The following is a 23,300-nucleotide window of genomic DNA, read 5'->3' as shown; positions in this document are numbered from 1 at the left end:
GGACTCAGGTCTCGCGCAGTACGGCGAGCGGGCTGGCGCTCAGCGCGCGGCGGGTGCCGAACAGGCCGGCGGCGCCGACCAGCAGGGCGCCGATCGGCGGCAGCAACAACAGCTGCGGGTGTGGCTGCCAGCCGAGGTCGAACACCAGGCGATAGAGCAGGGCGCTGACCACCTCGCAGCCGAGGGCGGCGAGCAGGCCACTGCCGGCGCCGAGCACGGCGAATTCGCTGCGTCGCGCACGTACCAGCAGTTGCCGATTGGCGCCGATGGCGCGCAGCAGGGCGCCCTGGCGGATACGTTCGTCGAGGGTGGCCTGCAGGCCGGCGAACAGCACCATCAGCCCCGCAGCGAGGACGAACAGCAGCACGTATTCGACGGCCAAGGTGACCTGGGCGAGGATGTCGCGCAGCTGCGCCAGCACGGCGTCGATCTGCAGCAGGGTGACGGTCGGGAAGGCGCGCGCCAGTTCGACCAGGCTACGCTCGGAGCCCGGCGGCAGATAGAAGCTGGTCATGTAGGTGGTGGGCAGCTCGGCGAGGCTCTGCGGTGCGAAGACCATGAAGAAGTTGGGCTGGAAGTTGTCCCAGTTGACTCTGCGCAGGCTGGTCACCTCGGCTTCCAGAGGCTGGCCGCCGATCTCGAAGCCCAGCCGGTCGCCGGGCTTGACGCCGAGGCTTTCCGCCAGCTTCTCCTCCACCGAAACCGCGGGGCCGTGGCCGGTCGGCAGGGCGTCCCACCAGTGACCGGCGACGACCTGGTTGTCTTGCGGCAGGTGACTCGACCAGGTCAGGTTGAGGTCGCGGCGTACGGCCCGCTCGCCACGCGATTCCGTGCTCACCACCTCGCGGGCCGGTGCGCCGTTGATGCTGACCAGGCGCCCCGGAATCACCGGATAGAGGGTGGCTGGCTGCGGCGACAGTTCGGCGATGCGCGCGGCGAAGGCTTCGCGCTCGCCCGTCAGGATGTTGAGGGCGAAGTGGTTGGGCGCCTGGGCCGGCAGTTGCTGACGCCAGTTGTCCAGCAGTTCGCTGCGCAGCAGCAGGGCCAGGGCCATGGCCAGCAGGATCAGACCGAAGGCCAGCGACTGGCCGGCTGCCGCCAGCGGGTGGCGCAGCAGCTGGCCGAGGCCGAGACGCCAGGTCAGTCCGGCGTCGGCCAGCAGGCGGCGCAGGCCGCGCAGCAGCCACAGCCAAAGGCCGCCGAGCGCCAGGGCGGCGAGCAGGCCGCCACCGAGCAGGGCCAGGGTCAGCAGGATGTCCAGGCTCAGCCACCACATGATCAGACCGAGGGCGAGCAGGGCGATCGCGTAGACCAGCCAGATGGCCAGCGGCGGTGGCAGCAGGTCGCGGCGCAGCACGCGCAGCGGCGGCACCCGGCCGAGGGCCGCCAGCGGTGGCAGGGCGAAGCCGGTCAGGGCGACCAGGCCGGTGGCCATGCCGACCAGCGCCGGCTGCAGGTCGCCGGCGGGGATCTCGCCGGGCAGCAGGCCAGCGAGCAGGCGGAACAGGCCGAACTGCGCCAGCCAGCCGAGCAGGGCGCCCGCCAGGCTGGCGAGCAGGCCGAGGATCAGCAGTTGCACGCAGAACAACAGCAGCGCTTCGCGCCGCGACAGGCCGAAGCAGCGCAGCATGGCGCTGAGGTCGTAGCGGCGCTGGGCGAAACGCGTGGCCGACAGGGCGACGGCCACGCCGGCGAGCAGCACGGCGGCCAGACTGGCGAGGTTGAGGTAGCGGGCCGCGCGATCCAGCGCGTTGCCCACCTGGCGGTTGCCGTCGCGGGCATCCTGCAGGCGCTGGTGGGCGGCCAGAGTCGGTGCGATGGCGTCACGATAGTCGGCCAGCTGCGTTGGCGTACCCCGCCACAGTTCGCGGTAGCGTACCCGGCTGCCGGGCTGGACCACGCCGGTGGCCTCGAGGTCGGCCAGATTGATCAGTACATGGGGAGTCAGGCTGTAGAAGTCGCCGCCGCGATCCGGCTCGTAGGTCAGCACACGGGTGAGGCGCAGCGGCTGGCGGCCGATCTCGACCAGGTCGCCGATCTGCAGATCGAGCGCCACCAGCAGGCGGGCCTCGGCCCACAACTCGCCGGGCGCGGGTCGTCCCCCGGGCATCTCGGGACCGTACGGCCGCGCGGCGCTCTTCAGCTGGCCGCGTAGCGGATAGCCCTCGTCGACCGCCTTGACGCTTGCCAGTTGCACGCCCTGGTCGGTGGCGATGACGCTGGCGAATTCCACGCTGCGCGCGTGGCTCAGGCCGCGCGCCTGGCCAGCGGCGATCTGCGTGGGCTCGGCCGCTGCCGTGCCGTGCAGCACCAGGTCGGCGGCGAGAAACTCGCTTGCGCGCAGCAGCATGGCCGCATTCAGCCTGCCGCTGAAATAGCCGATGGCCGTGCTGGCCGCCACGGCGATCAGCAGGGCGAAGAACAGCACGCGCAGCTCGCCGGAGCGGGCCTCGCGCAGCAGCTGGCGCAGGCCGAGCTGAAGCAGGCGGGGCAGCGGCAGCGCACGCATCTCAGGCCTCCATGGCGATGCGGCGCCCGGCTTCCAGGCGCAATTGCTGCTGGCAGCGGCCGGCGAGGCGGGCGTCGTGGGTGACCAGCACCAGGGTGGTGCCGCGCTCGCGGTTGAGTTCGAACAGCAGCTCGGTGATGCGCTCGCCGGTCAGGCTGTCGAGGTTGCCGGTGGGCTCGTCGGCGAACAGGATGTCCGGCTCGCCGGCGAAGGCGCGGGCGATGGCCACCCGCTGCTGCTCGCCGCCGGAGAGCTGGCGGGGGTAGTGGCTAAGGCGCTGGCCGAGGCCGACCCGCTCGAGCAGCGCGCGGGCGTTCTGCCGGGCGTCGCTGCGACCGTCGAGCTCCAGCGGCAGCATGACGTTCTCCAGTGCGGTGAGGCTGTCGAGCAGCTGGAACGACTGGAACACGAAACCGACATGCTCGGCGCGCACGCGCGCGCGCTGGTCTTCGTCGAGCCGGGAGAGGGCATGGCCGGCCAGTCGCACTTCGCCAGCGCTGGGCTGGTCGAGCCCGGCGAGCAGGCCGAGCAGGGTGGACTTGCCCGATCCGGAGCGGCCGACGATGGCCAGGCTGTCGCCCTGCGCGAGGTCGAGGCTGAGGTCGTCGAGGATGGTCAGCTCGCCTTCCGTGCTGCTGACCACTTTGCTAAGGTTTCGCGCAGTGAGAATGCTGGTACTCATGGAGAATCCGATGCGTACATGGGTGTTGCGCGGCTGTCTGGGGCTGCTGTTGCTGGCTCAGAATGCGGCGGCGGGGACCTTGCTGGTCGTCGGCGATAGTATCAGCGCGGCTTTTGGCCTGGAAACCCGCCAGGGCTGGGTCAGTCTGCTGGCCGAACGGCTGCGCGACACGGCGCCGGAGTGGCAGGTAGTGAATGCCTCAGTGAGCGGTGACACCAGTGCCGGCGGGCTTTCCCGCCTGCCGGGGCTGCTCGAGAAGCATCAGCCCGCGCTGGTGCTGATCGAGCTTGGCGGCAACGACGGCCTGCGTGGCCAGCCCCCGGGGCAATTGCAACAGAATCTTGCCGCGATGATCGATCACAGCCGGCAGGCCGGTGCCGAGGTGCTGCTGCTGGGCATGAAGCTGCCGCCCAACTACGGCGCGCGTTACACCGAGGCTTTCGAGCAGGTGTATGTCGACCTGGCGCGCGAGCGGCAGGTGCCGCTGGTGCCCTTCTTCCTGGACGGAGTGGGGGGGGTGGGCAGCCTGATGCAGGCCGATGGCATCCATCCCGGTGCGGCCGCCCAGCCGATTCTGCTGGAAAATCTCTGGCCGACCCTGCAGCCACTGCTCTAGGCCCTTTTCCCGGTCGAGGCTTTCGGCTAAGGTTGCGCGCCGCGCCACCCGGAGCCCTTGATGCCGCGCCAACCCTGGTCCCTGTATGCCTACCGGCTGCTCATCCCTGCCGAGCAGCTGGACCTGTTCGCCTGCCAGGAAGTGCGTCTGCATCTGGTCGCCCGGCAGCTGGAGCTGGACGATGCCGGCGACCATACGCTGTGCGGCAGTCTGTTGCCGGCGCAGCCGCTCTGGCAGTCGCTGGACAAGGCGGTCCTCAAGGATGGCCGGTTGTGCTCGGTATGTCTGCAACGCCTGCGCGCCGACCGCCGCGGCTTGCCTCGCGACTGGCCGCTGCGCTGAGGCTCCCCCTGCCGCAAGAGGCGGGGTACAATTGACAATCACTCAATTTTCTCGGGTATCTGTGATGTTCACGCGTGTTGTTGCCGTTCGCCCCTTGCTGGCCAGCCTGGCCGCACTGTTGCTGGCTGCACCCGCCAGTGCGCTGGAACTGCCTCTGCCGCCGCCGGGCGAGGATGTCGTCGGCCAAGTGCAGGTGATCAAGGCCAAGTACGAGGACACCTTCGCCGACATCGCCACGGCCAACGACCTGGGCTATCTGGAGATGGTCGCCGCCAACCCCGGTGTCGATCCCTGGCTGCCCGGCGAGGGTGCGGAGATCATCCTGCCGACCCGTTACATCCTGCCGCCCGGTCCGCGCGAAGGCATCGTGATCAATCTGGCCGAATACCGCATGTACTACTTCCCGAAAGGGCAGAACGTGGTGCACACCTTCCCGCTGGGTATCGGCCGCGAGGGCTGGGGCTCGCCGATCACCACCACCACCATTACCGCCAAGACGCCGAATCCGACCTGGACGCCGCCGGCCTCGATCCGCGCCGAGCATGCGGCCGAAGGTGACATCCTGCCGGCAGTGGTTCCCGCCGGTCCGGACAACCCGCTCGGCCCGTTCAAGTTCACCCTGGGGACGCCGGGTTACCTGATTCACGGTTCGAACAAGAAGTTCGGTATCGGCATGCGTGTCAGCCATGGCTGCTTCCGCATGCTCAACAACAACGTGTTGCAGCTGGCCAAGATGGTGCCGGTGGGGACTCCGGTGCGCATCATCAATCAGCCGTACAAGTTCGGTGTGGCCGGCGGCAAGGTCTATCTGGAGGCGCACACGCCGCTGAACGATGCCGGCGAGCCGTCGGTGGTCGACAAGCATACCGAGGTGATCAATGCCCTGCTCAAGCGCGAAGACCTCAACCAGGGGCTGCGCCTGGACTGGGAAGTGGTGCGTGAAGTGGTCGCCGCCGAGGATGGCCTGCCGATCGAGATCGCCGAATCGCGCGAGGAGATAGCCAGCGCGGCAACGCACTGAGCCGTCGCTGGACAGGAAGCCCGCCGCAGCTGCGCTGTGGCGGGCTTTTTTATTGGCAGGCGCTCCGCACGTCGCGGTGAACGGAGCGACCGGGCAATAAAAAAGCCGACCCTGAGGGTCGGCTTTCTGCAAATGCCAGGTCGTGAGACCTATTACTTGCGGCTGGCTTTTTCCAGCATGCGCAGAGCGCGCTCGTTGGCTTCGTCAGCGGTCTGCTGAGCCTTCTGAGCGGCAGCCAGAGCCTCGTCGGCCTTGCGGTAGGCTTCGTCAGCGCGAGCCTGAGCGCGGGCAGCGGCGTCTTCGGTAGCGGTCAGACGGGCTTCGGTTTCCTTGGACATGCTGCTGCAACCGGTAGCCAGGATGGCGGCCAGGGTCAGAGCGGAAATTTTCAGAACGTTGTTCATCGTGTTCCCCTTAAGGTGGACTTTCCGTAATGCAATTTCCCGCAAGGGAAATCGACTGGCACATATAGTACGCATAAGTTCTAGTAAGTAAATGTGCCAAGGGCAAGTCGCGCACGAATTTTTTGGGGTAGTCTGCATCTGATTGCGAGTTTGTCTAAAAAATAATCAGGCTTATCCTTGGCGAGCAGTCACGGCACTCCCTGACCCCTTCCTGGTCTTACTCTGCGATCTGCTTTCGTCATGGGCAGGGGCTGGAGATCTTGGACAGCGAGTGACCGGCTTTGCTAATGTCAATGGCTCGGGTAGATAATTCAATGGTCGCCACCGACCTGTTGCAGGGTGGCAGCGCAGCGTGAGGGGAGAAGCATCATGACCGAGTCTCTGACCATCCGGCATGATCAGATTGGCAAGCAGTTTGAAGTGCTGGTGGACGGTAGCCGGGCCTATCTGTCCTACATGGACCTGGGTAAGCAGACCATCGACATCTACCGTACCTTTGTTCCCGACGCCCTGCGTGGGCGAGGTCTGGCGGCGGCGCTGACCGAGCAGGCCCTGCGCTTCGCCGAAGATCAGGGCTACACCGTGATTCCGTCGTGTTCCTATGTCGAGCGCTACATGGAGCGTCGCCAGCGCAATCTGGCGCGGGAGAGCTAGGGGCCGCCGCCGCGATTCGCGGGCATGAAAAAGCCGGGCTGGAGCCCGGCTTTTTTGTTCTGGCCGATCAGCCGCGCTTGCGGCGGGGCAGCACGTCCTTGAGTTTGGCGTGCATGCTGCGCAGGGTCTTCTCGGTGCTGTCCCAGTCGATGCAGGCGTCAGTGACCGAAACGCCGTACTTGAGGTCGCAGAGATCCTTCGGGATCGACTGATTGCCCCAGCCGAGGTTGCTCTCCACCATCAGGCCGATGATCGAGTTGTTGCCCTCGAGGATCTGGTTGGCGACGTTCTCCATCACCAGCGGCTGCAGGGCCGGATCCTTGTTGGAGTTGGCGTGGCTGCAGTCGACCATGATGTTCGGGCGAATGCCGGCCTTGGTCAGCTCCTGCTCGCACAGGGCGACGCTGACCGAGTCGTAGTTGGGCTTGCCGTTGCCGCCACGCAGTACCACGTGGCCGTAGCGATTGCCCTTGGTGGTGACGATGGAGACCTGGCCCTGCTGGTTCAGGCCGAGGAAGCGATGCGGGCTGGAAACCGACTGCAGCGCGTTGATCGCCACGGTCAGGCTGCCGTCGGTGCCATTCTTGAAACCGACCGCCGAGGACAGGCCGGAGGCCATCTCGCGGTGGGTCTGCGATTCGGTGGTGCGTGCGCCGATGGCCGACCAGCTGATCAGATCCTGCAGGTACTGCGGGGAGATCGGGTCGAGGGCTTCGGTGGCGGTGGGCAGGCCCATCTCGGCGAGGTCGCAGAGCAGCTTGCGGCCGATGTGCAGGCCATCCTGGATCTTGAACGAGTCGTCAAGGTAGGGGTCGTTGATCAGGCCCTTCCAGCCGACGGTGGTGCGCGGCTTCTCGAAGTAGACGCGCATGATCAGATACAGGGTATCGGAGACCTCGGCTGCCAGCACCTTCAGGCGCTCGGCATACTCGTGGGCGGCCTTGATGTCGTGGATCGAGCAGGGGCCGACCACCACGAACAGGCGATGGTCGTTGCCATCGAGGATGTCGCGCACCACCTGACGGCCGGCGCTGACGGTCTGGCGCGCGGTTTCGGTGAGGGGCAGTTCGTTCTTCAGCTGTTCGGGGGTGATCAGCGCCTCGTTGGAGGCGATATTAAGGTCGTCGATCGGTAAATCAGCCATCGTGTTACTCATTGGTCACGGATGCCATCCGCCAGCTAGGCCCGTGGCGGAGTTCGGCAATGGGGCAACGGGATGCCTGCACCTTAACGCTTTAGGCCGTCTTTTCACAATAAGACAAGCGGGTTTTGCGGGCGTGCCGGCCGCATTTCGCTTCGGCTCCGAGTGGTAGGTGTTGTGCGATCAGCGATCATTTGCCGGCGGAGTGGCTTGCCGCGATGGCGGTGCCCGCACGATAGTGCGCAGTCCATCTGTAGAGGAGCGTTGTCATGAGCACATCGGTTCGCCCGCGTATCGGCATCATCGGTACCGGCGCTATCGGCGGTTACTACGGGCTGATGCTGGCCCGCGCCGGTTTCGAGGTCCATTTCCTGCTGCGCAGCGAATACGAAGCGGTCGCCCGCGATGGCCTGCGGGTCCGGCATGCCCAGCTGGGCGAGCTGCAGCTGTCGCCGGTCAACGCCTGGCGCAGCGTGCAGGACATGCCGGCATGCGACTGGCTGCTGGTGGGGGCCAAGACCACCAGCAACGCCGAATTGGCTCCGCTGCTCGCGCAGGTGGCGGCCCCGGGGGCGAAGATCGTGCTCCTGCAGAACGGCCTCGGCGTCGAGGATGAGCTGCGCCCGCTGCTGCCGGATTCGCTGCATCTGCTGGGAGGCCTGTGCTTCATCTGCGCTCACCGGGAGGCTCCGGGAGTGGTTGTGCATCAATCTCAGGGTGTCTGCAATCTCGGTTACCACAGTGGTCCGGCCGGTGCCGAGGAACGCCAGGCGCTGCTGGAGCAGGGCGTGGCCTGGCTGCGCGAGGCTGGCATCGAGTCCAGCGTGATCGGCGACCTCGGGCAGGCACGCTGGCAGAAGCTGGTCTGGAACGTGCCTTACAACGGGGTGTCGGTGCTGCTCGGGAGTTCCACCCGGCCGCTGATGGCCAACCCGGACAGTCGGGCGTTGCTCGAGGCGCTGATGCAGGAAGTGGTGGATGGTGCACTGGCCTGCGGCTACCGGCTGCCGGACAACTACCCGCAGAAGCTGCTGGCCTATACCGACCGCATGCCGGATTATCTGCCGAGCATGTATCACGATTTCGCGCAGGCGCGTCCGGCCGAGTTGCCGGCCATCTACGCCGCACCGCTGGCGGCAGCCGAGGCGGCGGGTCAGTCCATGCCGCGGGTGCGCATGCTCTATCAGGCGCTGGCGTTCTTGCAGGCCAGCAACCAGTAACGACATCTGGGAGGGGGCATGGCGGGTACGCTGGGCGACAAGCTGGTGGTGGCGATTTCCTCGCGGGCGCTGTTCGATCTCGACGACAGCCACTGCATCTATGAAACGGAGGGCATCGCGGCCTATCGTCAGTACCAGATCGACCACGAGGATGAGGTGCTTGCACAGGGCGAAGCCTACCCTTTGGTGGAAAAGCTGCTCGGGCTCAATGCGCGCCTCGGGCAGGCGCGGGTCGAGGTGGTGCTGGTGTCGCGCAACAGCGCCGACACCGGCCTGCGGGTGTTCAATTCGATCCAGCACTACGGCCTGCCGATCACCCGCGCCGCCTTCGTCGGTGGGCGCAGTCCGGATCCCTACCTGGCGGCGTTCGGATCGCACCTGTTTCTCTCCACCCATGCCGAGGATGTGCGTCATGCCCTGGAGGCCGGCTTCGCGGCTGCAACCATTCTCTCCGGCGGAGCGGTGCGAGCGGCCAGTCACGAGCTGCGCATCGCCTTCGACGGCGATGCTGTGCTGTTCTCCGACGAGGCCGAGCGCGTCTATCAGCAGGGCGGGCTGGATGTTTTCCAGGCCCGTGAGCGTGAAGCGGCGCGCCAGCCGCTGGGTGGCGGGCCGTTCAAGCCCTTCCTCTCCGCACTCAACCAGCTGCAGCGCGAGTTTCCAGAGGATGACTGTCCCATCCGTACGGCGCTGGTCACCGCACGCTCGGCGCCGGCGCATGAGCGGGTGATCCGTACGCTGCGCGAGTGGGACATCCGTCTCGACGAGTCGCTGTTCCTTGGCGGGCTGGACAAGTCGGCGTTTCTCGAGGCGTTTGCCGCCGACGTGTTCTTCGACGATCAGGCCGGCCATTGCGAGCGGGCGCGCAGTGTGGTGCCGACCGGGCACGTCCCGCACGGGGTCGCCAACGAGTGATCCGCCAGGGCTGCTACGCTTGAAGCGTGGAGCAGCCGTGACGGAGGCTCGATGATTCGTTCCATCCTCTATGCCACCGACCTTGGCCTGTTCGCGCCCTACGTGCTGCAGCATGCCCTGGCGCTGGCGCGTACCCACGGCGCCGACCTGCATGTCCTGCACGTGGTCGAGCCTCTGGGGGTGTTTGCCGAGTCGGTGTTGCAGGCCTATCTCGATGCCGCGACCCTCGAGGCGCTGCACGCGGGTGGCCTGGATAGCGTGATGGCGAACATCGAGCGCCAGGTCTTCGACGGCTTCTGCGATGAGCTGCGCGAGAATTCGGATGAGGTCACGCCGATTCGTGGTGTGCGGGTGCTGCTTGGCGATCCGCCGCTGGTGATCCTGCAACAGGCCGAGGAATTGGCGGTGGAGCTGATCGTGCTCGGCTCCCACAGCCAGAGCTTGCCGGCCGGTTCAGCGGGGGTGGGACGTACCTGCCAGAGGTTGTTGCAGCAGGTGCGGGTTCCCGTCTATCTGGTGCCGCTCCAGGTGGGGGTTGGCGCGCGGCGCTGATGCTGGTGGGCATGCAAAAAAAAATATTTCATCTAATATTCCAGCAAATACCGAATCATCGGTTATAAAAACGGCAGCCATAGGCAGCCCTTGGCCTATTCCCGCTTTGAGGAACCTCCATGAAGCTTCAGCAACTGCGTTACATCTGGGAAGTGGCGCACCATGACCTGAACGTTTCGGCTACCGCCCAGAGCCTCTATACCTCGCAACCGGGGATAAGCAAGCAGATCCGTCTGCTTGAGGACGAGCTGGGCGTCGAGGTGTTCGCCCGCAGTGGCAAGCACTTGACCCGCGTGACGCCCGCCGGCGAACGGATCATCACTACCGCGGGGGAGATCCTGCGCAAGGTGGAAAGCATCAAGCAGATCGCCCAGGAGTTCTCCAACGAGAAGAAGGGCACCCTGTCGATCGCAACTACCCACACCCAGGCCCGCTACGCCCTGCCGGATGTGATCAGCGCCTTCATCAAGCAGTACCCGGAAGTGGCCTTGCACATGCACCAGGGAACGCCGACGCAGATCGCCGAAATGGCGGCTGACGGTACGGTCGACTTCGCCATCGCCACCGAGGCTCTGGAGCAGTTCGGCGATCTGGTGATGATGCCCTGCTATCGCTGGAACCGTTGCGTGATCGTCCCGCAGGGACATCCGCTGGCCCGTCTGCCCAAGCTGACGCTGGAGGCGCTGGCCGAGCATCCGATAGTCACCTACGTGTTCGGCTTCACCGGGCGCTCCAAGCTGGATGAGGCTTTCACCCATCATGGTCTGGAGCCCAAGGTGGTGTTCACCGCAGCCGATGCCGACGTGATCAAGACCTACGTGCGGCTGGGGCTGGGCGTTGGTATCGTGGCGCGCATGGCGGTCGATCCCGTGCAGGATCAGGATCTGGTGGTGCTGGATGCCAGCGAGCTGTTCGAGTCCAGCGTGACCAAGATCGGCTTCCGTCGCGGCACCTTCCTGCGCGGCTTCATGCTGGACTTCATCGAGCGCTTCGCACCGCACCTGACGCGCGAGCGGGTCGCCGAAGCGGTCCAGTGCCGCAACAAGGCCGAGCTCGACGAGCTGTTCGCCGACGTCGAGTTGCCGACCTACTGAATCTCCCGGCGATCGCGCAGCAAAAAGCCCGACCATCACTGGTCGGGTTTTTTTGTGCCTGCAGGCGGCCCATGCTCCGCGGCCGCCAGCGAGATCAGCGGTATTCGCAGAGGTAGGCGGTATCCTGAGCCACCTTGAGCTGGAACTTGCTGTCGGCCGGTACGTCGAACTTGCTGCCGGCGGCGAAGGTTTCCCAGCTGTCGCTGCCCGGCAGCTTGACGGTCAGTGCGCCGGCGACGACGTGCATGACCTCGGCCTTGGCGGTGCCGAACTCGTATTCGCCGGGAGCCATCACGCCAATGGTGGCCGGGCCTTCGGTCATCTCGAAAGCGATGGATTTGACGGTGCCGTCGAAGTACTCGTTGACCTTGAACATGCGTGCCTCGCAGAAGAAGGGAGGAAAAAGGCGCGTCAGTATGCCGAAGAGCGACTGGCTCGTCACTAATCCGCCGCGTGGAGTTCCAGGCGGGCGGCAGCCAGTACCGGCAGGGTGCCCGGCAGCAGGCGGGCGATGTTGCGGGCGTCGTCGAGGGCGCGATGCTGGGTGCCGCGAAACTCCAGGCCGCTGAGCTCCAGGGCGCGATTCAGGCCGACGCGCTTGGGGCCGGCAAGGGACTTGAACTGGCGATGGAACAGCTTCTTCAGGTTGAAGTGAGGAAGGCGGGCCAGGCAGCTGTCCAGGCGCTGCTGGCGCCATTCGACCTCGAACTGCTGGCGATCGTAGTCGCCCCAGCTCAGCCAGCCCCGGACGCGGGGCAGGTGGGGGTGCAGCCAGTCGTCGAATTGCGCCTGTAATTGAGCGAGGGCGGGAGCATGGTCCACGTCGGCCTGCTGGATGTGGGTAAGCTCGCGGCAAAAGGCCGTGAGTTGGGGGCGACGGGTCGGACGCACGAAGCTCTGGAAACTGCTCAGTTCGCATCCCTGCTCGTCGACGATGACGGCGCCGATCTCGATGATCTCCATATCCTCGGTGGGCCAGCCGCCGTCGTCGGTGGTCGCCTCCAGATCGATTACCAGCCAGTGTCTCATGAGTCGCTCCGTGTTCATGTGTCGCCAGTATGTAACCAGCCTGCCGTGCCGGCAAATGCCATGCTAGGCTCGGATTTTCGTTCGATGGAGATGAAAGATGGCGAAGGTCGCGTTTCTTGGCTTGGGCGTGATGGGCTACCCCATGGCACGGCATCTGGCAGCCAGCGGGCACGAGGTGTGCGTCTACAACCGCAGCGCCGAGAAGGCGCAGCGCTGGGTTGCCGAGCAAGGCGGACGCTGCGCGGCGACGCCGCGAGAGGCGGCTGCGGGGGCCGAGTTCGTGATGAGCTGCGTGGGTAACGACGACGATCTGCGCTCGGTGGTGCTCGGCGCGGACGGTGCGTTCGCCGGCATGGCACCGGGCAGCGTGCTGGTCGACCATACCACCGCGTCGGCGGCGGTGGCGCGCGAACTGGCGGTGCTGGCCGCCGAGCGCGAGCTGGAGTTCCTCGATGCGCCGGTGTCGGGTGGTCAGGCCGGTGCGGAAAATGGCCAACTGACCGTGATGGTCGGCGGCGAGACGGCCGTGTTCGCCCGCGCCGAGCCGGTGATCCGCAGCTATGCGCGCATGGTGAAGCTCATGGGGCATGCCGGCAGCGGCCAACTGACCAAGATGGTCAATCAGATCTGCATCGGCGGTCTGCTGCAGGGGTTGTCCGAGGCGCTGCATTTCGCCGAACGTGCCGGCCTGGATGGCAAGGCGGCGATGGAGGTGATCAGCAAGGGGGCCGCGCAGTCGTGGCAGCTGGAGAATCGCCACGCCAGCATGCTGGAGGGGCGTTTCGACTTCGGCTTTGCCGTCGATTGGATGCGCAAGGATCTCGGCATCCTGCTCGATGAGGCGCGCCGCAATGGGGCGCAACTGCCGGTGACCGCGCTGGTCGACCAGTTCTATGCCGAGGTGCAGGCCGCTGGGGGAGGGCGCTGGGATACCTCCAGTCTGATCACCCGCCTCAGGTCGTCGGCGAAGGTCTGAGGGGCCGGCTCAGGCGCTGCGGAAGATGAAATACACGGCGCCCACCAGGCAGAGTCCGGCCCGCAGATAGTCCAGCCTCAGCGGCTGCTGCATGTACGGCACGCTGAGCGGCACGAAGATGCTCAGGGTGATCACTTCCTGCATGATCTTCGGCTGGCCGGCCGACAGTTCGGTGTGGCCGATGCGGTTGGCCGGCACCATCAGCAGATACTTGAACAGGGCGATGCCCGGCTGAGAAAGGCGGCGGCGAGCCACGGCTTGCCGTTGAGGGGCTTCAGGTGCCGTACCAGACAAAGGTCATGAAAATGTTGGATAGGCGAGCAGGGCGGTGGTCTGCATCCAAACCGGTATGGCGCTTTCGCCTCGGCTGACGATGGGCTGCGCTTGGCGGCAATCAAAGGGGCGGCTATCCTCGCCCGCCGCGTGGTCAATGTCACGCGCAGCCATGATTTCCGTCGTATCGAGAGCCTTTGCCTATGGAGTGTCGAGCCGGTTGCGGGGCTTGCTGCATTGCCCCGTCGATTTCCTCGCCGATTCCCGGCATGCCGCAAGGCAAGCCGGCCGGCGTCCGCTGCGCGCAGCTGGATGAGCGGAATCTCTGTCGTCTGTTCGGCTTGCCGGAGCGGCCGCCGGTGTGCGGCCAGTTCGCTGCCGATCCCCAGGTGTGTGGCGGCTGTCGTGAGGATGCCATCCGGCTCCTGACGGAGTGGGAGCAGTTGACCGCCTGAGTGGGTGGGGCGGGGTTGTTGCCGTGTCTGCCGCGGATGCAGAAAAGCAAAGGGGCTGCCGAAGCAGCCCCTTTGCCGGAGTGCGATGCTTACTTGCGCTGATCCAGCGGCAGGTAGTCGCGGGTCGCATGGCCGGTGTAGATCTGGCGCGGACGGCCGATCTTGTAGCCACCCGAGTACATTTCCTTCCACTGGGCGATCCAGCCGGCGGTACGCGCCAGGGCGAAGATCACGGTGAACATGCTGGTCGGGATGCCGATAGCCTTCAGGATGATGCCCGAGTAGAAGTCCACGTTCGGGTACAGGTTGCGCTCCTTGAAGTACGGATCGTTGCGGGCGATCTCTTCCAGCTTCATGGCCAGCTCGAGCTTCGGATCGTTGATGCCCAGCTCGGACAGGACCTCGTCGCAGGTCTGCTTCATGACCTTGGCGCGCGGGTCGAAGTTCTTGTACACGCGGTGACCGAAGCCCATCAGCTTGAACGGGTCGTTCTTGTCCTTGGCCTTGGCGATGAACTTCTCGATGTTCTCGACGGAGCCGATCTCGTCCAGCATGGTCAGCACGGCTTCGTTGGCGCCGCCGTGAGCCGGTCCCCACAGCGCGGCGATGCCGGCAGCGATACAGGCGAACGGGTTGGCACCGGTGGAGCCGGTCAGGCGCACGGTGGAGGTGGAGGCGTTCTGCTCATGGTCGGCGTGCAGGATGAAGATGCGGTCCATGGCCTTGGCCAGTACCGGGTTGACCTTCTTGTCCTCGCACGGGGTGTTGAACATCATGTGCAGGAAGTTTTCCGCGTAGCTCAGGTCGTTGCGCGGATACATGATCGGCTGGCCGACGGAGTACTTGTAGGCCATGGCGGCCAGGGTCGGCATCTTGGCGATCAGGCGGATCGCGGAGATTTCGCGGTGCTTCGGATTGTTGTTGTCCAGCGAGTCGTGGTAGAACGCCGACAGGGCGCCGACCAGGCCGCACATCACCGCCATCGGGTGGGCGTCGCGGCGGAAGCCGTTGAGGAACGACTTCATCTGCTCGTGGACCATGGTGTGGTTCTTCACCAGGCCCGTGAACTCTGCCTTCTGCTCGGCGGTCGGCAGCTCGCCGTAGAGCAGGGCGTAGCAGGTTTCGAGGTAGTCGGATTTCTCGGCCAGCTGCTCGATCGGGTAGCCGCGGTGCAGCAGGATGCCCTTGTCGCCGTCGATGAAGGTGATCTTCGACTCGCAAGCGGCGGTCGACATGAAGCCAGGATCATAGGTGAACACACCCTGGCCGGTCAGGCTGCGAACGTCGATGACGTCCGGACCCATGGTGCCAGAGAGGATGGGCAGCTCGACGGGGGCGGCGCCCTCGATGATCAACTGTGCTTTCTTGTCAGCCATAACCGGCCTCCTAAAATTGTGCTTGGCTTGAAATCATCTTTCTATACACGGCCCCCCAGGCAGGGCCCGTGCCACTATAGAGCTATAAAACCGAAAGTCAATTTGTCCGAAAGTCGGTTGGCTCGCGTTCACCTTGCGCATGTTCGCTCAAGTTGGCGGCTATTTACTCCTTTTATGGGGGTGCGACAATCAGTCCTTTAGGCTAAGCCAGCGCGTTGTCAGGCTAGGCCTAACTGTCTATACTGCGTGGCCGACCGCCAGAGGCTATGCCAGGCCTAGGTTCTGGCTGTTGTCATGACCTGGTGATGGGTACCTGACAAGTGCACTTCCCGACAACTTGCCCTGCTGGTTGGGGCTCTCAGTGTGAAAAAAGCCGTGAATAGCAAACGACCCGTAAACCTAGACCTTAGGACCATCCAACTCCCAGTCACTGCTTACACGTCCATCGCTCACCGTATTTCCGGCGTCATTCTGTTCCTGGGTATTGCAGTGCTGCTGTACGCACTCGATCTGTCCCTGGCGTCCGAAGACGGTTTCGAGCAGGTGAAGGCGTGTCTGACCAGCCCTCTGGCCAAGCTCGTGATCTGGGGCCTGTTGTCCGCGCTCCTGTACCACATGGTAGCCGGCATTCGCCATCTGATTATGGATATGGGCATTGGTGAAACGCTGGAAGGCGGCAAGCTGGGCTCCAAAATCGTCATCGCCATTTCCGCGGTGCTGATCGTTCTTGCGGGGGTGTGGGTATGGTAACCAACGTCACTAACTTCTCTCGTTCGGGTCTGTACGACTGGATGGCCCAGCGGGTTTCCGCTGTGGTTCTCGCGGCTTACTTCCTTTTCCTGCTGGGCTACCTGGTAGCCACTCCGGATCTGACCTACGCCGACTGGCATGGTCTGTTCGCCCAAGGTTGGATGCGCATCTTCAGCCTGCTGGCCGTCGTCGCCCTGAGCGTGCACGCCTGGGTCGGCATGTGGACCATCTCCACTGACTACCTGACGCCGATGGCGCTGGGCAAGTCGGCCACCGCTGTGCGTTTCCTGTTCCAGGCAGTCTGCGGCATCGCCATGTTCGCGTTCTTCGTCTGGGGTGTGCAGATTCTTTGGGGTATCTGATCCATGGCTAGCATTCCTACTCTTTCCTTCGACGCCATCATCATCGGTGGCGGCGGCGCCGGCATGCGCGCTGCGCTGCAACTGTCCCAGTCCGGTCACAAGACCGCCTGCGTGACCAAGGTCTTCCCGACCCGTTCCCACACCGTGTCCGCCCAGGGCGGTATCACCTGTGCCATCGCTTCGGCCGACCCGAACGACGACTGGCGCTGGCACATGTACGACACCGTCAAGGGCTCCGACTACATCGGTGACCAGGACGCGATCGAATACATGTGCTCGGTCGGCCCGGAAGCCGTGTTCGAGCTCGAGCACATGGGTCTGCCGTTCTCCCGTACCGAAACCGGTCGTATCTATCAGCGTCCGTTCGGTGGCCAGTCCAAGGACTACGGCAACGGTGGTCAGGCTGCCCGTACCTGCGCCGCGGCTGACCGTACCGGTCACGCCCTGCTGCACACCCTGTACCAGGCCAACCTGAAGAACGGTACCACCTTCCTCAACGAGTGGTTCGCCGTCGACCTGGTGAAGAACCAGGACGGCGCCATCGTCGGCATCATCGCCATTCGCATCGAGACCGGCGAGACCGTCTACATCCGCTCCAAGGCCACCGTGCTGGCAACCGGCGGTGCCGGCCGTATCTACGCCTCGACCACCAACGCCCTGATCAACACCGGCGACGGCGTGGGCATGGCCCTGCGTGCCGGCGTTCCGGTGCAGGATATCGAGATGTGGCAGTTCCACCCGACCGGCATCGCAGGTGCCGGCGTGCTGGTGACCGAAGGTTGCCGCGGCGAAGGTGGCTACCTGATCAACGCCCATGGCGAGCGCTTCATGGAGCGTTACGCTCCGAACGCCAAGGACCTGGCCGGCCGCGACGTGGTTGCCCGCTCCATGGTCAAGGAAGTGATCGCCGGCAACGGCTGTGGCCCGGACAAGGATCACGTGCTGCTGAAGCTCGATCACCTCGGCGAAGAAGTGCTGCACAGCCGTCTGCCGGGTATCTGCGAACTGTCGAAGACCTTCGCCCACGTCGACCCGGTCGTCGCGCCGATTCCGGTCATCCCGACCTGCCACTACATGATGGGCGGCGTTGCCACCAACATCCATGGTCAGGCCATCACCCAGGATGCCAACGGCAACGACAAGATCATCGAAGGTCTGTTCGCCGTAGGTGAAGTGGCTTGCGTGTCTGTGCACGGCGCCAACCGTCTGGGCGGCAACTCGCTGCTCGACCTGGTGGTGTTCGGTCGTGCTGCTGGCCTGCACCTGGAGAAGGCCCTCAAGGAAGGCATCGAGCACCGCGGTGCTACCGAGAGCGACCTCGAGGCTTCCCTCAAGCGCCTGTCCGGCGTCAACGAGCGTACCACCGGCGAAGACGTGGCTCCGCTGCGCAAAGAGCTGCAGCAGTGCATGCAGAACTACTTCGGTGTGTTCCGTACCGGCGAATACATGCAGAAGGGTATCGCCCAGCTGGCCGAGCTGCGCGAGCGCATCGCCAACGTCAAGATCGCCGACAAGAGCCAGGCGTTCAACACCGCGCGCACCGAAGCTCTCGAGCTGCAGAACCTGCTTGAGGTGGCCGAAGCCACCGCGATCGCTGCCGAAGTCCGCAAGGAGTCCCGTGGCGCCCATGCTCGCGAAGACTTCGAAGAGCGCGACGACGAGAACTGGCTGTGCCACACCCTGTACTTCCCGGGTGAGAAGCGCGTGGCCAAGCGCGGCGTGAACTTCTCGCCGAAGACCGTTCCGGCGTTCGAGCCGAAAGTGCGTACCTACTAAGGGAGGCTGATATGTCGCTTGGTAAAACTCTGCAAGTCAGCGTCTATCGCTACAACCCGGAGAAAGATGCTGCTCCGTTCATGCAGGATTTCAACGTCGAGATCGACGGCAAGGATCTGATGGTCCTGGACGTCCTGGCGCTGATCAAGGAGCAGGACGTGACCTTCTCCTACCGTCGCTCCTGCCGCGAAGGCGTGTGCGGTTCAGACGGCATGAACATCAGCGGCAAGAACGGCCTGGCCTGCATCACCCCGATCTCCAGCGTGGTGAAGAACGGCAAGCTGGTGATTCGTCCGCTGCCGGGCCTGCCGGTCATTCGTGACCTGGTCGTCGACATGAGCATCTTCTACAAGCAGTACGAGAAGGTGCAGCCGTTCCTGCAGAACGATACTCCGGCCCCGGCCATCGAGCGTCTGCAATCGCCGGAACAGCGCGAGAAGCTGGACGGTCTGTACGAGTGCATCCTGTGTGCCTGCTGCTCGACCTCCTGCCCGTCGTTCTGGTGGAACCCGGACAAGTTCCTCGGTCCGGCCGCACTGCTGCAGGCCTATCGTTTCCTGGCCGATAGCCGTGACACCAAGACCGAAGAGCGTCTGGCTTCGCTGGACGACCCGTTCAGCGTGTTCCGTTGCCGCGGGATCATGAACTGCGTGAACGTCTGCCCGAAGGGTCTCAACCCGACCAAGGCAATCGGTCACGTGCGTAACATGCTGCTGCAAAGCGGTACCTGATGACCCGCGCCGTGCGGTGATTCAACGAAGTCGGCACGCAGCGGCGGTTGTCCCGCCGCTGCGTGCCGATGCAGAACCAGCCGGGGCTCACAAAGCTCCGGTTCTTGATTAAAAAATGACCAGCAGGGGCAACCGGGCTGGAACCCGGACATCTGCGGGATCCGAAGTGGCTTTACCCAAGTCGCTGCTCTGGACTTTTGGGCCACACGGTCTCCTCGTCAGGTGGTGTCCCCTTACCGAGGGTGACCTAGCATGCATGAAAGCGTAATGCAGCGGATGTGGAACAGTGCCCACCTGTCCGGTGGAAACGCTGCCTACGTCGAAGAGCTCTACGAGCTCTTCCTGCACGATCCCAACGCTGTGCCCGAAGAGTGGCGCACCTACTTCCAGAAGTTGCCGGCCGACGGCAACCAGTCTCCCGACGTTTCCCATGCCACGGTCCGCGATCACTTCGTGCTGCTGGCCAAGAATCAGCGTCGCGCCCAGCCGGTGTCCGCCGGTACCGTCAGCAGCGAGCACGAGAAGAAGCAGGTCGAAGTACTGCGTCTGATTCAGGCCTTCCGCATGCGTGGCCATCAGGCATCCAAGCTCGATCCGCTCGGCCTGTGGGAGCGCAAGGCTCCGGCCGACCTGTCGATTCACCACTATGGCCTGACCGACGCCGACCTGGATACCGTGTTCCAGACCGGCGAGCTGTTCATCGGCAAGCCGGAAGCCACCCTGCGTGAAATCCGCGACGCGCTGGAAAGCACCTACTGCGGCACCATCGGTGCCGAGTTCACCCATATCGTCGATTCCGAGCAGCGCAAGTGGTTCCAGCAGCGTCTGGAAAGCGTGCGCGGCCGTCCGCAGTTCTCCGCCGAGGCCAAATGCCATCTGCTGGAGCGCCTGACCGCTGGTGAGGGCCTGGAAAAGTACCTGGGTACCAAGTATCCGGGTACCAAGCGTTTCGGTCTGGAGGGCGGCGAGAGCCTGGTGCCGATGGTCGACGAGATCATCCAGCGTTCCGGTTCCTACGGTGCCAAGGAAATCGTCATCGGCATGGCCCACCGCGGCCGCCTGAACCTGCTGGTCAACGCTCTCGGCAAGAACCCGCGCGACCTGTTCGACGAGTTCGACGGCAAGAAGCTGATCGAGATGGGCTCCGGTGACGTGAAGTACCACCAGGGCTTCTCCTCCAACGTCATGACTCCGGGCGGCGAAGTGCACCTGGCCATGGCGTTCAACCCGTCGCACCTGGAAATCGTCTCCCCGGTGGTCGAGGGCTCCGTACGTGCCCGCCAGGACCGTCGCGGCGACCTTGCCGGCGAGAAAGTGGTACCGATCTCCCTCCACGGGGACTCGGCGTTCGCCGGTCAGGGCGTGGTGATGGAAACCTTCCAGATGTCGCAGATCCGCGGCTACAAGACTGGTGGCACCATCCACATCGTGGTCAACAACCAGGTAGGTTTCACCACCAGCAACCCGGAAGACACTCGCTCCACCGAGTACTGCACCGATCCGGCGAAGATGATCCAGGCGCCGATCCTGCACGTGAACGGTGATGATCCGGAAGCCGTGCTGTTCGTGACCCAGCTGGCCGTCGACTACCGCATGCAGTTCAAGCGTGACGTGGTCATCGACCTGGTCTGCTACCGCCGTCGTGGCCACAACGAGGCCGACGAGCCGAGCGGCACCCAGCCGCTGATGTACCAGAAGATCGCCAAGCAGCGCACCACCCGCGAGCTGTACGCCGAAGCGCTGGTCAAGAGCGGTACCCTGAGCCAGGAACAGGTCGACGCCAAGGTCGAGGACTACCGCACCGCGCTGGATAATGGCCAGCACGTGGTCAAGAGCCTGGTCAAGGAGCCGAACACCGAGCTGTTCGTCAACTGGACCCCGTATCTGGGCCATGCCTGGACCGCCAAGCACGACACCAGCTTCGACCTGAAGACCCTGCAGGAACTGAACGCCAAGCTGCTGCAGATTCCGGAAGGCTTCGTGGTCCAGCGCCAGGTTGCCAAGATCCTCGAGGATCGCGGCCGCATGGGTGTCGGCGCCATGCCGATCAACTGGGGCTTCGCCGAAACCCTGGCCTATGCCACGCTGCTCAAGGAAGGCCATCCGGTGCGTATCACCGGCCAGGACGTCGGTCGTGGTACCTTCTCGCACCGTCATGCTGTGCTGCACAGCCAGAAGGACGCCAGCCGTTACATCCCGCTGCAGAACCTGTACGAAGGCCAGCCGGCATTCGATCTGTACGACTCCTTCCTTTCGGAAGAGGCCGTGCTGGCGTTCGAATACGGCTACGCCACCACCACGCCGAATGCGCTGGTGATCTGGGAGGCCCAGTTCGGTGACTTCGCCAACGGTGCCCAGGTGGTGATCGACCAGTTCATCACCAGCGGCGAGACCAAGTGGGGTCGTCTGTGCGGCCTGACCATGCTGTTGCCGCATGGCTACGAGGGGCAGGGTCCGGAGCACTCCTCCGCTCGCCTGGAGCGCTACCTGCAGCTGTGCGCCGAACACAACATCCAGGTCTGTGTGCCGACCACTCCGGCGCAGGTCTACCACATGCTGCGTCGCCAGGTGATCCGTCCGCTGCGCAAGCCGCTGGTGGCCCTCACTCCGAAGTCGTTGCTGCGCCACAAGCTTGCCATCTCCACGCTGGAGGATCTGGCTCAGGGCTCCTTCCATCCGGTGCTGCCGGAGATCGATGCCATCGATCCGAAGAAGGTCGAGCGCCTGATCCTGTGCAGCGGCAAGGTCTACTACGACCTGCTGGAGAAGCGTCGTGCCGAGGGCCGCGAAGACATCGCGATCGTCCGTATCGAGCAGCTCTATCCGTTCCCGGAAGAAGAGCTGGCCGAGGTCATGGCTGCCTACAAGCACCTCAAGCACGTGGTCTGGTGCCAGGACGAGCCGATGAACCAGGGCGCCTGGTACTGCAGCCAGCACCACATGCGTCGTGTCATCACCGCGCACAAGAAGACCCTGGGGCTGGCCTACGCCGGTCGTGAGGCTTCGGCATCTCCGGCCTGTGGTTACGCATCGATGCACGCCGAGCAGCAGGAAAAACTGCTGCAGGATGCCTTCACCGTTTAACGCCTTCAGGCAAGTGACGCTGCCGGACGTGGTCCGGCAGCGTCACGAATGAAGACCCCGAATCAATAGGAAACCGCAGATAATGGCTATCGAGATCAAAGCCCCGACTTTCCCGGAATCCGTCGCTGACGGCACCGTCGCTACCTGGCACAAGAAGCCGGGCGATGCCGTCAAGCGTGACGAGCTGATTGTCGACATCGAAACCGACAAAGTGGTCATGGAAGTTCTGGCCGAAGCCGATGGCGTTCTCGCCGAAATCGTCAAGAACGAGGGTGACACCGTGCTGAGCGGCGAGCTGCTCGGCCTGCTGGGCGAGGGCGGCGCTGCCGCCGCTGCCCCGGCCGCCGCTCCGGCGCCTGCCGCTGCTGCCCCGGCTGCTGCCGCTCCGGCTGCCGCCGAGGAGGCCATCCTGTCGCCGGCCGCGCGCAAGATCGCTGCCGAGAACGACCTGGACCGCAACGCCATTCCGGGCACCGGCAAGGGTGGCCGCGTGACCAAGGAAGACGCCGTCGCTGCCGTCGAGGCCAAGAAGGCCGCTCCGGCTCCAGCCGCCAAGCCGGTCGCTCCGGCTGCCGAAGCGCCGATCTTCGCCGTGGGTGACCGCGTCGAGAAGCGCGTGCCGATGACCCGCCTGCGCGCCAAGATCGCCGAGCGTCTGGTCGAAGCCCAGTCCACCATGGCCATGCTGACTACCTACAACGAAGTCAACATGAAGCCGGTCATGGACCTGCGCAACAAGTACAAGGACCTGTTCGAGAAGAAGCACAACGGCGTGCGCCTGGGCTTCATGTCCTTCTTCGTCAAGGCCGCCACCGAGGCGCTGAAGCGCTTCCCGGGCGTCAACGCCTCGATCGACGGCAACGACATCGTCTACCACGGCTACTCGGACATCGGGGTGGCCGTCTCCAGCGACCGCGGTCTGGTGGTTCCGGTGCTGCGCAACGCCGAGCTGATGAGCCTGGCCGAGATCGAAGGCACCATCGCCGGCTACGGCCGCAAGGCGAAGGAAGGCAAGCTGACCATCGAAGAGATGACCGGCGGTACCTTCACCATCTCCAACGGCGGCGTGTTCGGCTCGCTGCTGTCCAGCCCGATCGTCAACCCGCCGCAGACCGCCATCCTCGGCATGCACAAGATCCAGGAGCGCCCGATGGCGGTCAACGGTCAGGTCGTCATCCTGCCGATGATGTACCTGGCGCTGTCCTATGACCACCGTCTGATCGACGGCAAGGAAGCGGTGAGCTTCCTGGTGACCATCAAGGACCTGCTGGAAGATCCGGCTCGCCTGCTGCTGGACGTCTGATCCGGCTGTTCTCCCACGACGGCCCCTGACAAAGG

23 protein-coding genes and 1 pseudogene are annotated in these 23,300 nt (G+C 64.6%); 16 read left to right on the top strand and 8 right to left on the bottom strand.

Annotation, left to right across the window (positions count from 1 at the left end; translation table 11 throughout):
- Nucleotides 1-4: 4 nt before the first annotated feature.
- Together BLT78_RS09005 and BLT78_RS09000 are read right to left on the bottom strand one after the other, a co-directional pair.
- Nucleotides 5-2,509, bottom strand: a complete 2,505-nt coding sequence (locus tag BLT78_RS09005) for an ABC transporter permease (RefSeq protein WP_090348652.1) — start codon at nucleotides 2,507-2,509, stop codon at nucleotides 5-7.
- A gap of 1 nt (nucleotide 2,510) precedes the next feature.
- On the bottom strand, nucleotides 2,511-3,191 hold the full coding sequence (locus tag BLT78_RS09000; RefSeq protein ID WP_090348651.1) for an ABC transporter ATP-binding protein: 681 nt from the start codon (nucleotides 3,189-3,191) through the stop codon (nucleotides 2,511-2,513).
- 10 nt (nucleotides 3,192-3,201) lie between these two features.
- Between BLT78_RS09000 and BLT78_RS08995 the strand changes: the two genes are divergently transcribed.
- From BLT78_RS08995 to BLT78_RS08985, 3 genes are all read left to right on the top strand, one after another.
- Nucleotides 3,202-3,807: an arylesterase gene (locus BLT78_RS08995; RefSeq protein ID WP_090348650.1), complete on the top strand. Its 606-nt coding sequence runs from the start codon at nucleotides 3,202-3,204 to the stop codon at nucleotides 3,805-3,807.
- 60 nt (nucleotides 3,808-3,867) lie between these two features.
- Nucleotides 3,868-4,149, top strand: coding sequence for a hypothetical protein (locus BLT78_RS08990; protein WP_090348649.1), 282 nt, complete (start codon nucleotides 3,868-3,870; stop codon nucleotides 4,147-4,149).
- A gap of 64 nt (nucleotides 4,150-4,213) precedes the next feature.
- Nucleotides 4,214-5,170, top strand: a complete 957-nt coding sequence (locus BLT78_RS08985; RefSeq protein ID WP_090348648.1) for a L,D-transpeptidase family protein — start codon at nucleotides 4,214-4,216, stop codon at nucleotides 5,168-5,170.
- Nucleotides 5,171-5,322: 152 nt separating this feature from the next.
- Here BLT78_RS08985 and BLT78_RS08980 read toward each other — a convergent pair whose 3' ends face one another.
- On the bottom strand, nucleotides 5,323-5,574 hold the full coding sequence (locus BLT78_RS08980) for an Lpp/OprI family alanine-zipper lipoprotein (RefSeq protein ID WP_090348647.1): 252 nt from the start codon (nucleotides 5,572-5,574) through the stop codon (nucleotides 5,323-5,325).
- A 369-nt stretch (nucleotides 5,575-5,943) separates the two neighbouring features.
- On the opposite strand from BLT78_RS08980, the gene BLT78_RS08975 reads away from it, so the two are divergent.
- Nucleotides 5,944-6,228, top strand: a complete 285-nt coding sequence (locus tag BLT78_RS08975) for a GNAT family N-acetyltransferase (RefSeq protein ID WP_090348646.1) — start codon at nucleotides 5,944-5,946, stop codon at nucleotides 6,226-6,228.
- 67 nt (nucleotides 6,229-6,295) lie between these two features.
- Here the strand turns inward: BLT78_RS08975 and BLT78_RS08970 are convergent, their stop codons facing one another.
- Entirely contained in the window at nucleotides 6,296-7,372 is a 1,077-nt protein-coding gene (locus BLT78_RS08970) for a 3-deoxy-7-phosphoheptulonate synthase (RefSeq protein ID WP_172830778.1), read from the bottom strand.
- Nucleotides 7,373-7,638: 266 nt separating this feature from the next.
- Between BLT78_RS08970 and BLT78_RS08965 the strand changes: the two genes are divergently transcribed.
- From BLT78_RS08965 to cysB, 4 genes are all read left to right on the top strand, one after another.
- A complete protein-coding gene (locus BLT78_RS08965) occupies nucleotides 7,639-8,589 on the top strand; it encodes a putative 2-dehydropantoate 2-reductase (RefSeq protein ID WP_090348644.1) in 951 nt (316 codons plus the stop codon).
- An 18-nt stretch (nucleotides 8,590-8,607) separates the two neighbouring features.
- Nucleotides 8,608-9,504 carry a 5'-nucleotidase gene (locus tag BLT78_RS08960; protein WP_090348643.1) on the top strand — a complete coding sequence of 299 codons (897 nt, stop codon included), beginning with the start codon at nucleotides 8,608-8,610 and terminating at the stop codon, nucleotides 9,502-9,504.
- A 51-nt stretch (nucleotides 9,505-9,555) separates the two neighbouring features.
- Nucleotides 9,556-10,056 carry a universal stress protein gene (locus BLT78_RS08955; protein ID WP_090348642.1) on the top strand — a complete coding sequence of 167 codons (501 nt, stop codon included), beginning with the start codon at nucleotides 9,556-9,558 and terminating at the stop codon, nucleotides 10,054-10,056.
- A gap of 119 nt (nucleotides 10,057-10,175) precedes the next feature.
- Nucleotides 10,176-11,150: an HTH-type transcriptional regulator CysB gene (gene cysB / locus BLT78_RS08950; RefSeq protein WP_090348641.1), complete on the top strand. Its 975-nt coding sequence runs from the start codon at nucleotides 10,176-10,178 to the stop codon at nucleotides 11,148-11,150.
- A gap of 94 nt (nucleotides 11,151-11,244) precedes the next feature.
- Here the strand turns inward: cysB and ppnP are convergent, their stop codons facing one another.
- The gene (gene ppnP / locus BLT78_RS08945; protein ID WP_090348640.1) at nucleotides 11,245-11,526 is read right to left on the bottom strand and encodes a pyrimidine/purine nucleoside phosphorylase; all 282 of its coding nucleotides are present in this window, start codon (nucleotides 11,524-11,526) and stop codon (nucleotides 11,245-11,247) included.
- A 65-nt stretch (nucleotides 11,527-11,591) separates the two neighbouring features.
- Complete coding sequence (locus tag BLT78_RS08940; RefSeq protein ID WP_090348639.1) at nucleotides 11,592-12,179, bottom strand: exonuclease domain-containing protein; 588 nt, start codon at nucleotides 12,177-12,179, stop codon at nucleotides 11,592-11,594.
- Between the two features lie 97 nt (nucleotides 12,180-12,276).
- Between BLT78_RS08940 and BLT78_RS08935 the strand changes: the two genes are divergently transcribed.
- Nucleotides 12,277-13,155, top strand: coding sequence for an NAD(P)-dependent oxidoreductase (locus BLT78_RS08935; protein ID WP_090348638.1), 879 nt, complete (start codon nucleotides 12,277-12,279; stop codon nucleotides 13,153-13,155).
- A gap of 9 nt (nucleotides 13,156-13,164) precedes the next feature.
- On the opposite strand, the pseudogene BLT78_RS08930 reads toward BLT78_RS08935, so the two are convergent.
- Nucleotides 13,165-13,506 (bottom strand): annotated as a pseudogene (locus BLT78_RS08930) (DMT family protein).
- A 125-nt stretch (nucleotides 13,507-13,631) separates the two neighbouring features.
- Between BLT78_RS08930 and BLT78_RS08925 the strand changes: the two are divergent.
- The gene (locus BLT78_RS08925) at nucleotides 13,632-13,883 is read left to right on the top strand and encodes a YkgJ family cysteine cluster protein (RefSeq protein ID WP_090348637.1); all 252 of its coding nucleotides are present in this window, start codon (nucleotides 13,632-13,634) and stop codon (nucleotides 13,881-13,883) included.
- An 89-nt stretch (nucleotides 13,884-13,972) separates the two neighbouring features.
- Here BLT78_RS08925 and gltA read toward each other — a convergent pair whose 3' ends face one another.
- Nucleotides 13,973-15,259 carry a citrate synthase gene (gltA, locus tag BLT78_RS08920; RefSeq protein ID WP_090348636.1) on the bottom strand — a complete coding sequence of 429 codons (1,287 nt, stop codon included), beginning with the start codon at nucleotides 15,257-15,259 and terminating at the stop codon, nucleotides 13,973-13,975.
- A gap of 363 nt (nucleotides 15,260-15,622) precedes the next feature.
- Here gltA and sdhC point away from each other — a divergent pair, with 363 nt between their 5' ends.
- From sdhC to odhB, 6 genes are all read left to right on the top strand, one after another.
- Nucleotides 15,623-16,009, top strand: coding sequence for a succinate dehydrogenase, cytochrome b556 subunit (gene sdhC / locus BLT78_RS08915; RefSeq protein WP_172830777.1), 387 nt, complete (start codon nucleotides 15,623-15,625; stop codon nucleotides 16,007-16,009).
- Nucleotides 16,003-16,371, top strand: coding sequence for a succinate dehydrogenase, hydrophobic membrane anchor protein (gene sdhD, locus BLT78_RS08910; protein WP_090348634.1), 369 nt, complete (start codon nucleotides 16,003-16,005; stop codon nucleotides 16,369-16,371). The genes sdhC and sdhD overlap by 7 nt, the downstream gene beginning before the upstream one ends.
- Nucleotides 16,372-16,374: 3 nt before the next feature.
- Nucleotides 16,375-18,147: a succinate dehydrogenase flavoprotein subunit gene (gene sdhA / locus BLT78_RS08905; protein WP_090348633.1), complete on the top strand. Its 1,773-nt coding sequence runs from the start codon at nucleotides 16,375-16,377 to the stop codon at nucleotides 18,145-18,147.
- Between the two features lie 11 nt (nucleotides 18,148-18,158).
- Nucleotides 18,159-18,878: a succinate dehydrogenase iron-sulfur subunit gene (locus BLT78_RS08900; protein ID WP_090348632.1), complete on the top strand. Its 720-nt coding sequence runs from the start codon at nucleotides 18,159-18,161 to the stop codon at nucleotides 18,876-18,878.
- 252 nt (nucleotides 18,879-19,130) lie between these two features.
- Nucleotides 19,131-21,962, top strand: coding sequence for a 2-oxoglutarate dehydrogenase E1 component (locus BLT78_RS08895; protein WP_090348631.1), 2,832 nt, complete (start codon nucleotides 19,131-19,133; stop codon nucleotides 21,960-21,962).
- 82 nt (nucleotides 21,963-22,044) lie between these two features.
- Nucleotides 22,045-23,265 carry a 2-oxoglutarate dehydrogenase complex dihydrolipoyllysine-residue succinyltransferase gene (gene odhB, locus BLT78_RS08890; RefSeq protein ID WP_090348630.1) on the top strand — a complete coding sequence of 407 codons (1,221 nt, stop codon included), beginning with the start codon at nucleotides 22,045-22,047 and terminating at the stop codon, nucleotides 23,263-23,265.
- Nucleotides 23,266-23,300: the final 35 nt, after the last annotated feature.

Origin of the sequence: Pseudomonas oryzae (assembly GCF_900104805.1) — a bacterium.
In the GTDB taxonomy this organism is placed as follows: Bacteria; Pseudomonadota; Gammaproteobacteria; order Pseudomonadales; family Pseudomonadaceae; genus Geopseudomonas; species Geopseudomonas oryzae.
The sequence above is the reverse complement of the archived record's forward strand: the minus strand, read 5'-3'. Positions and strand labels throughout refer to the sequence as shown.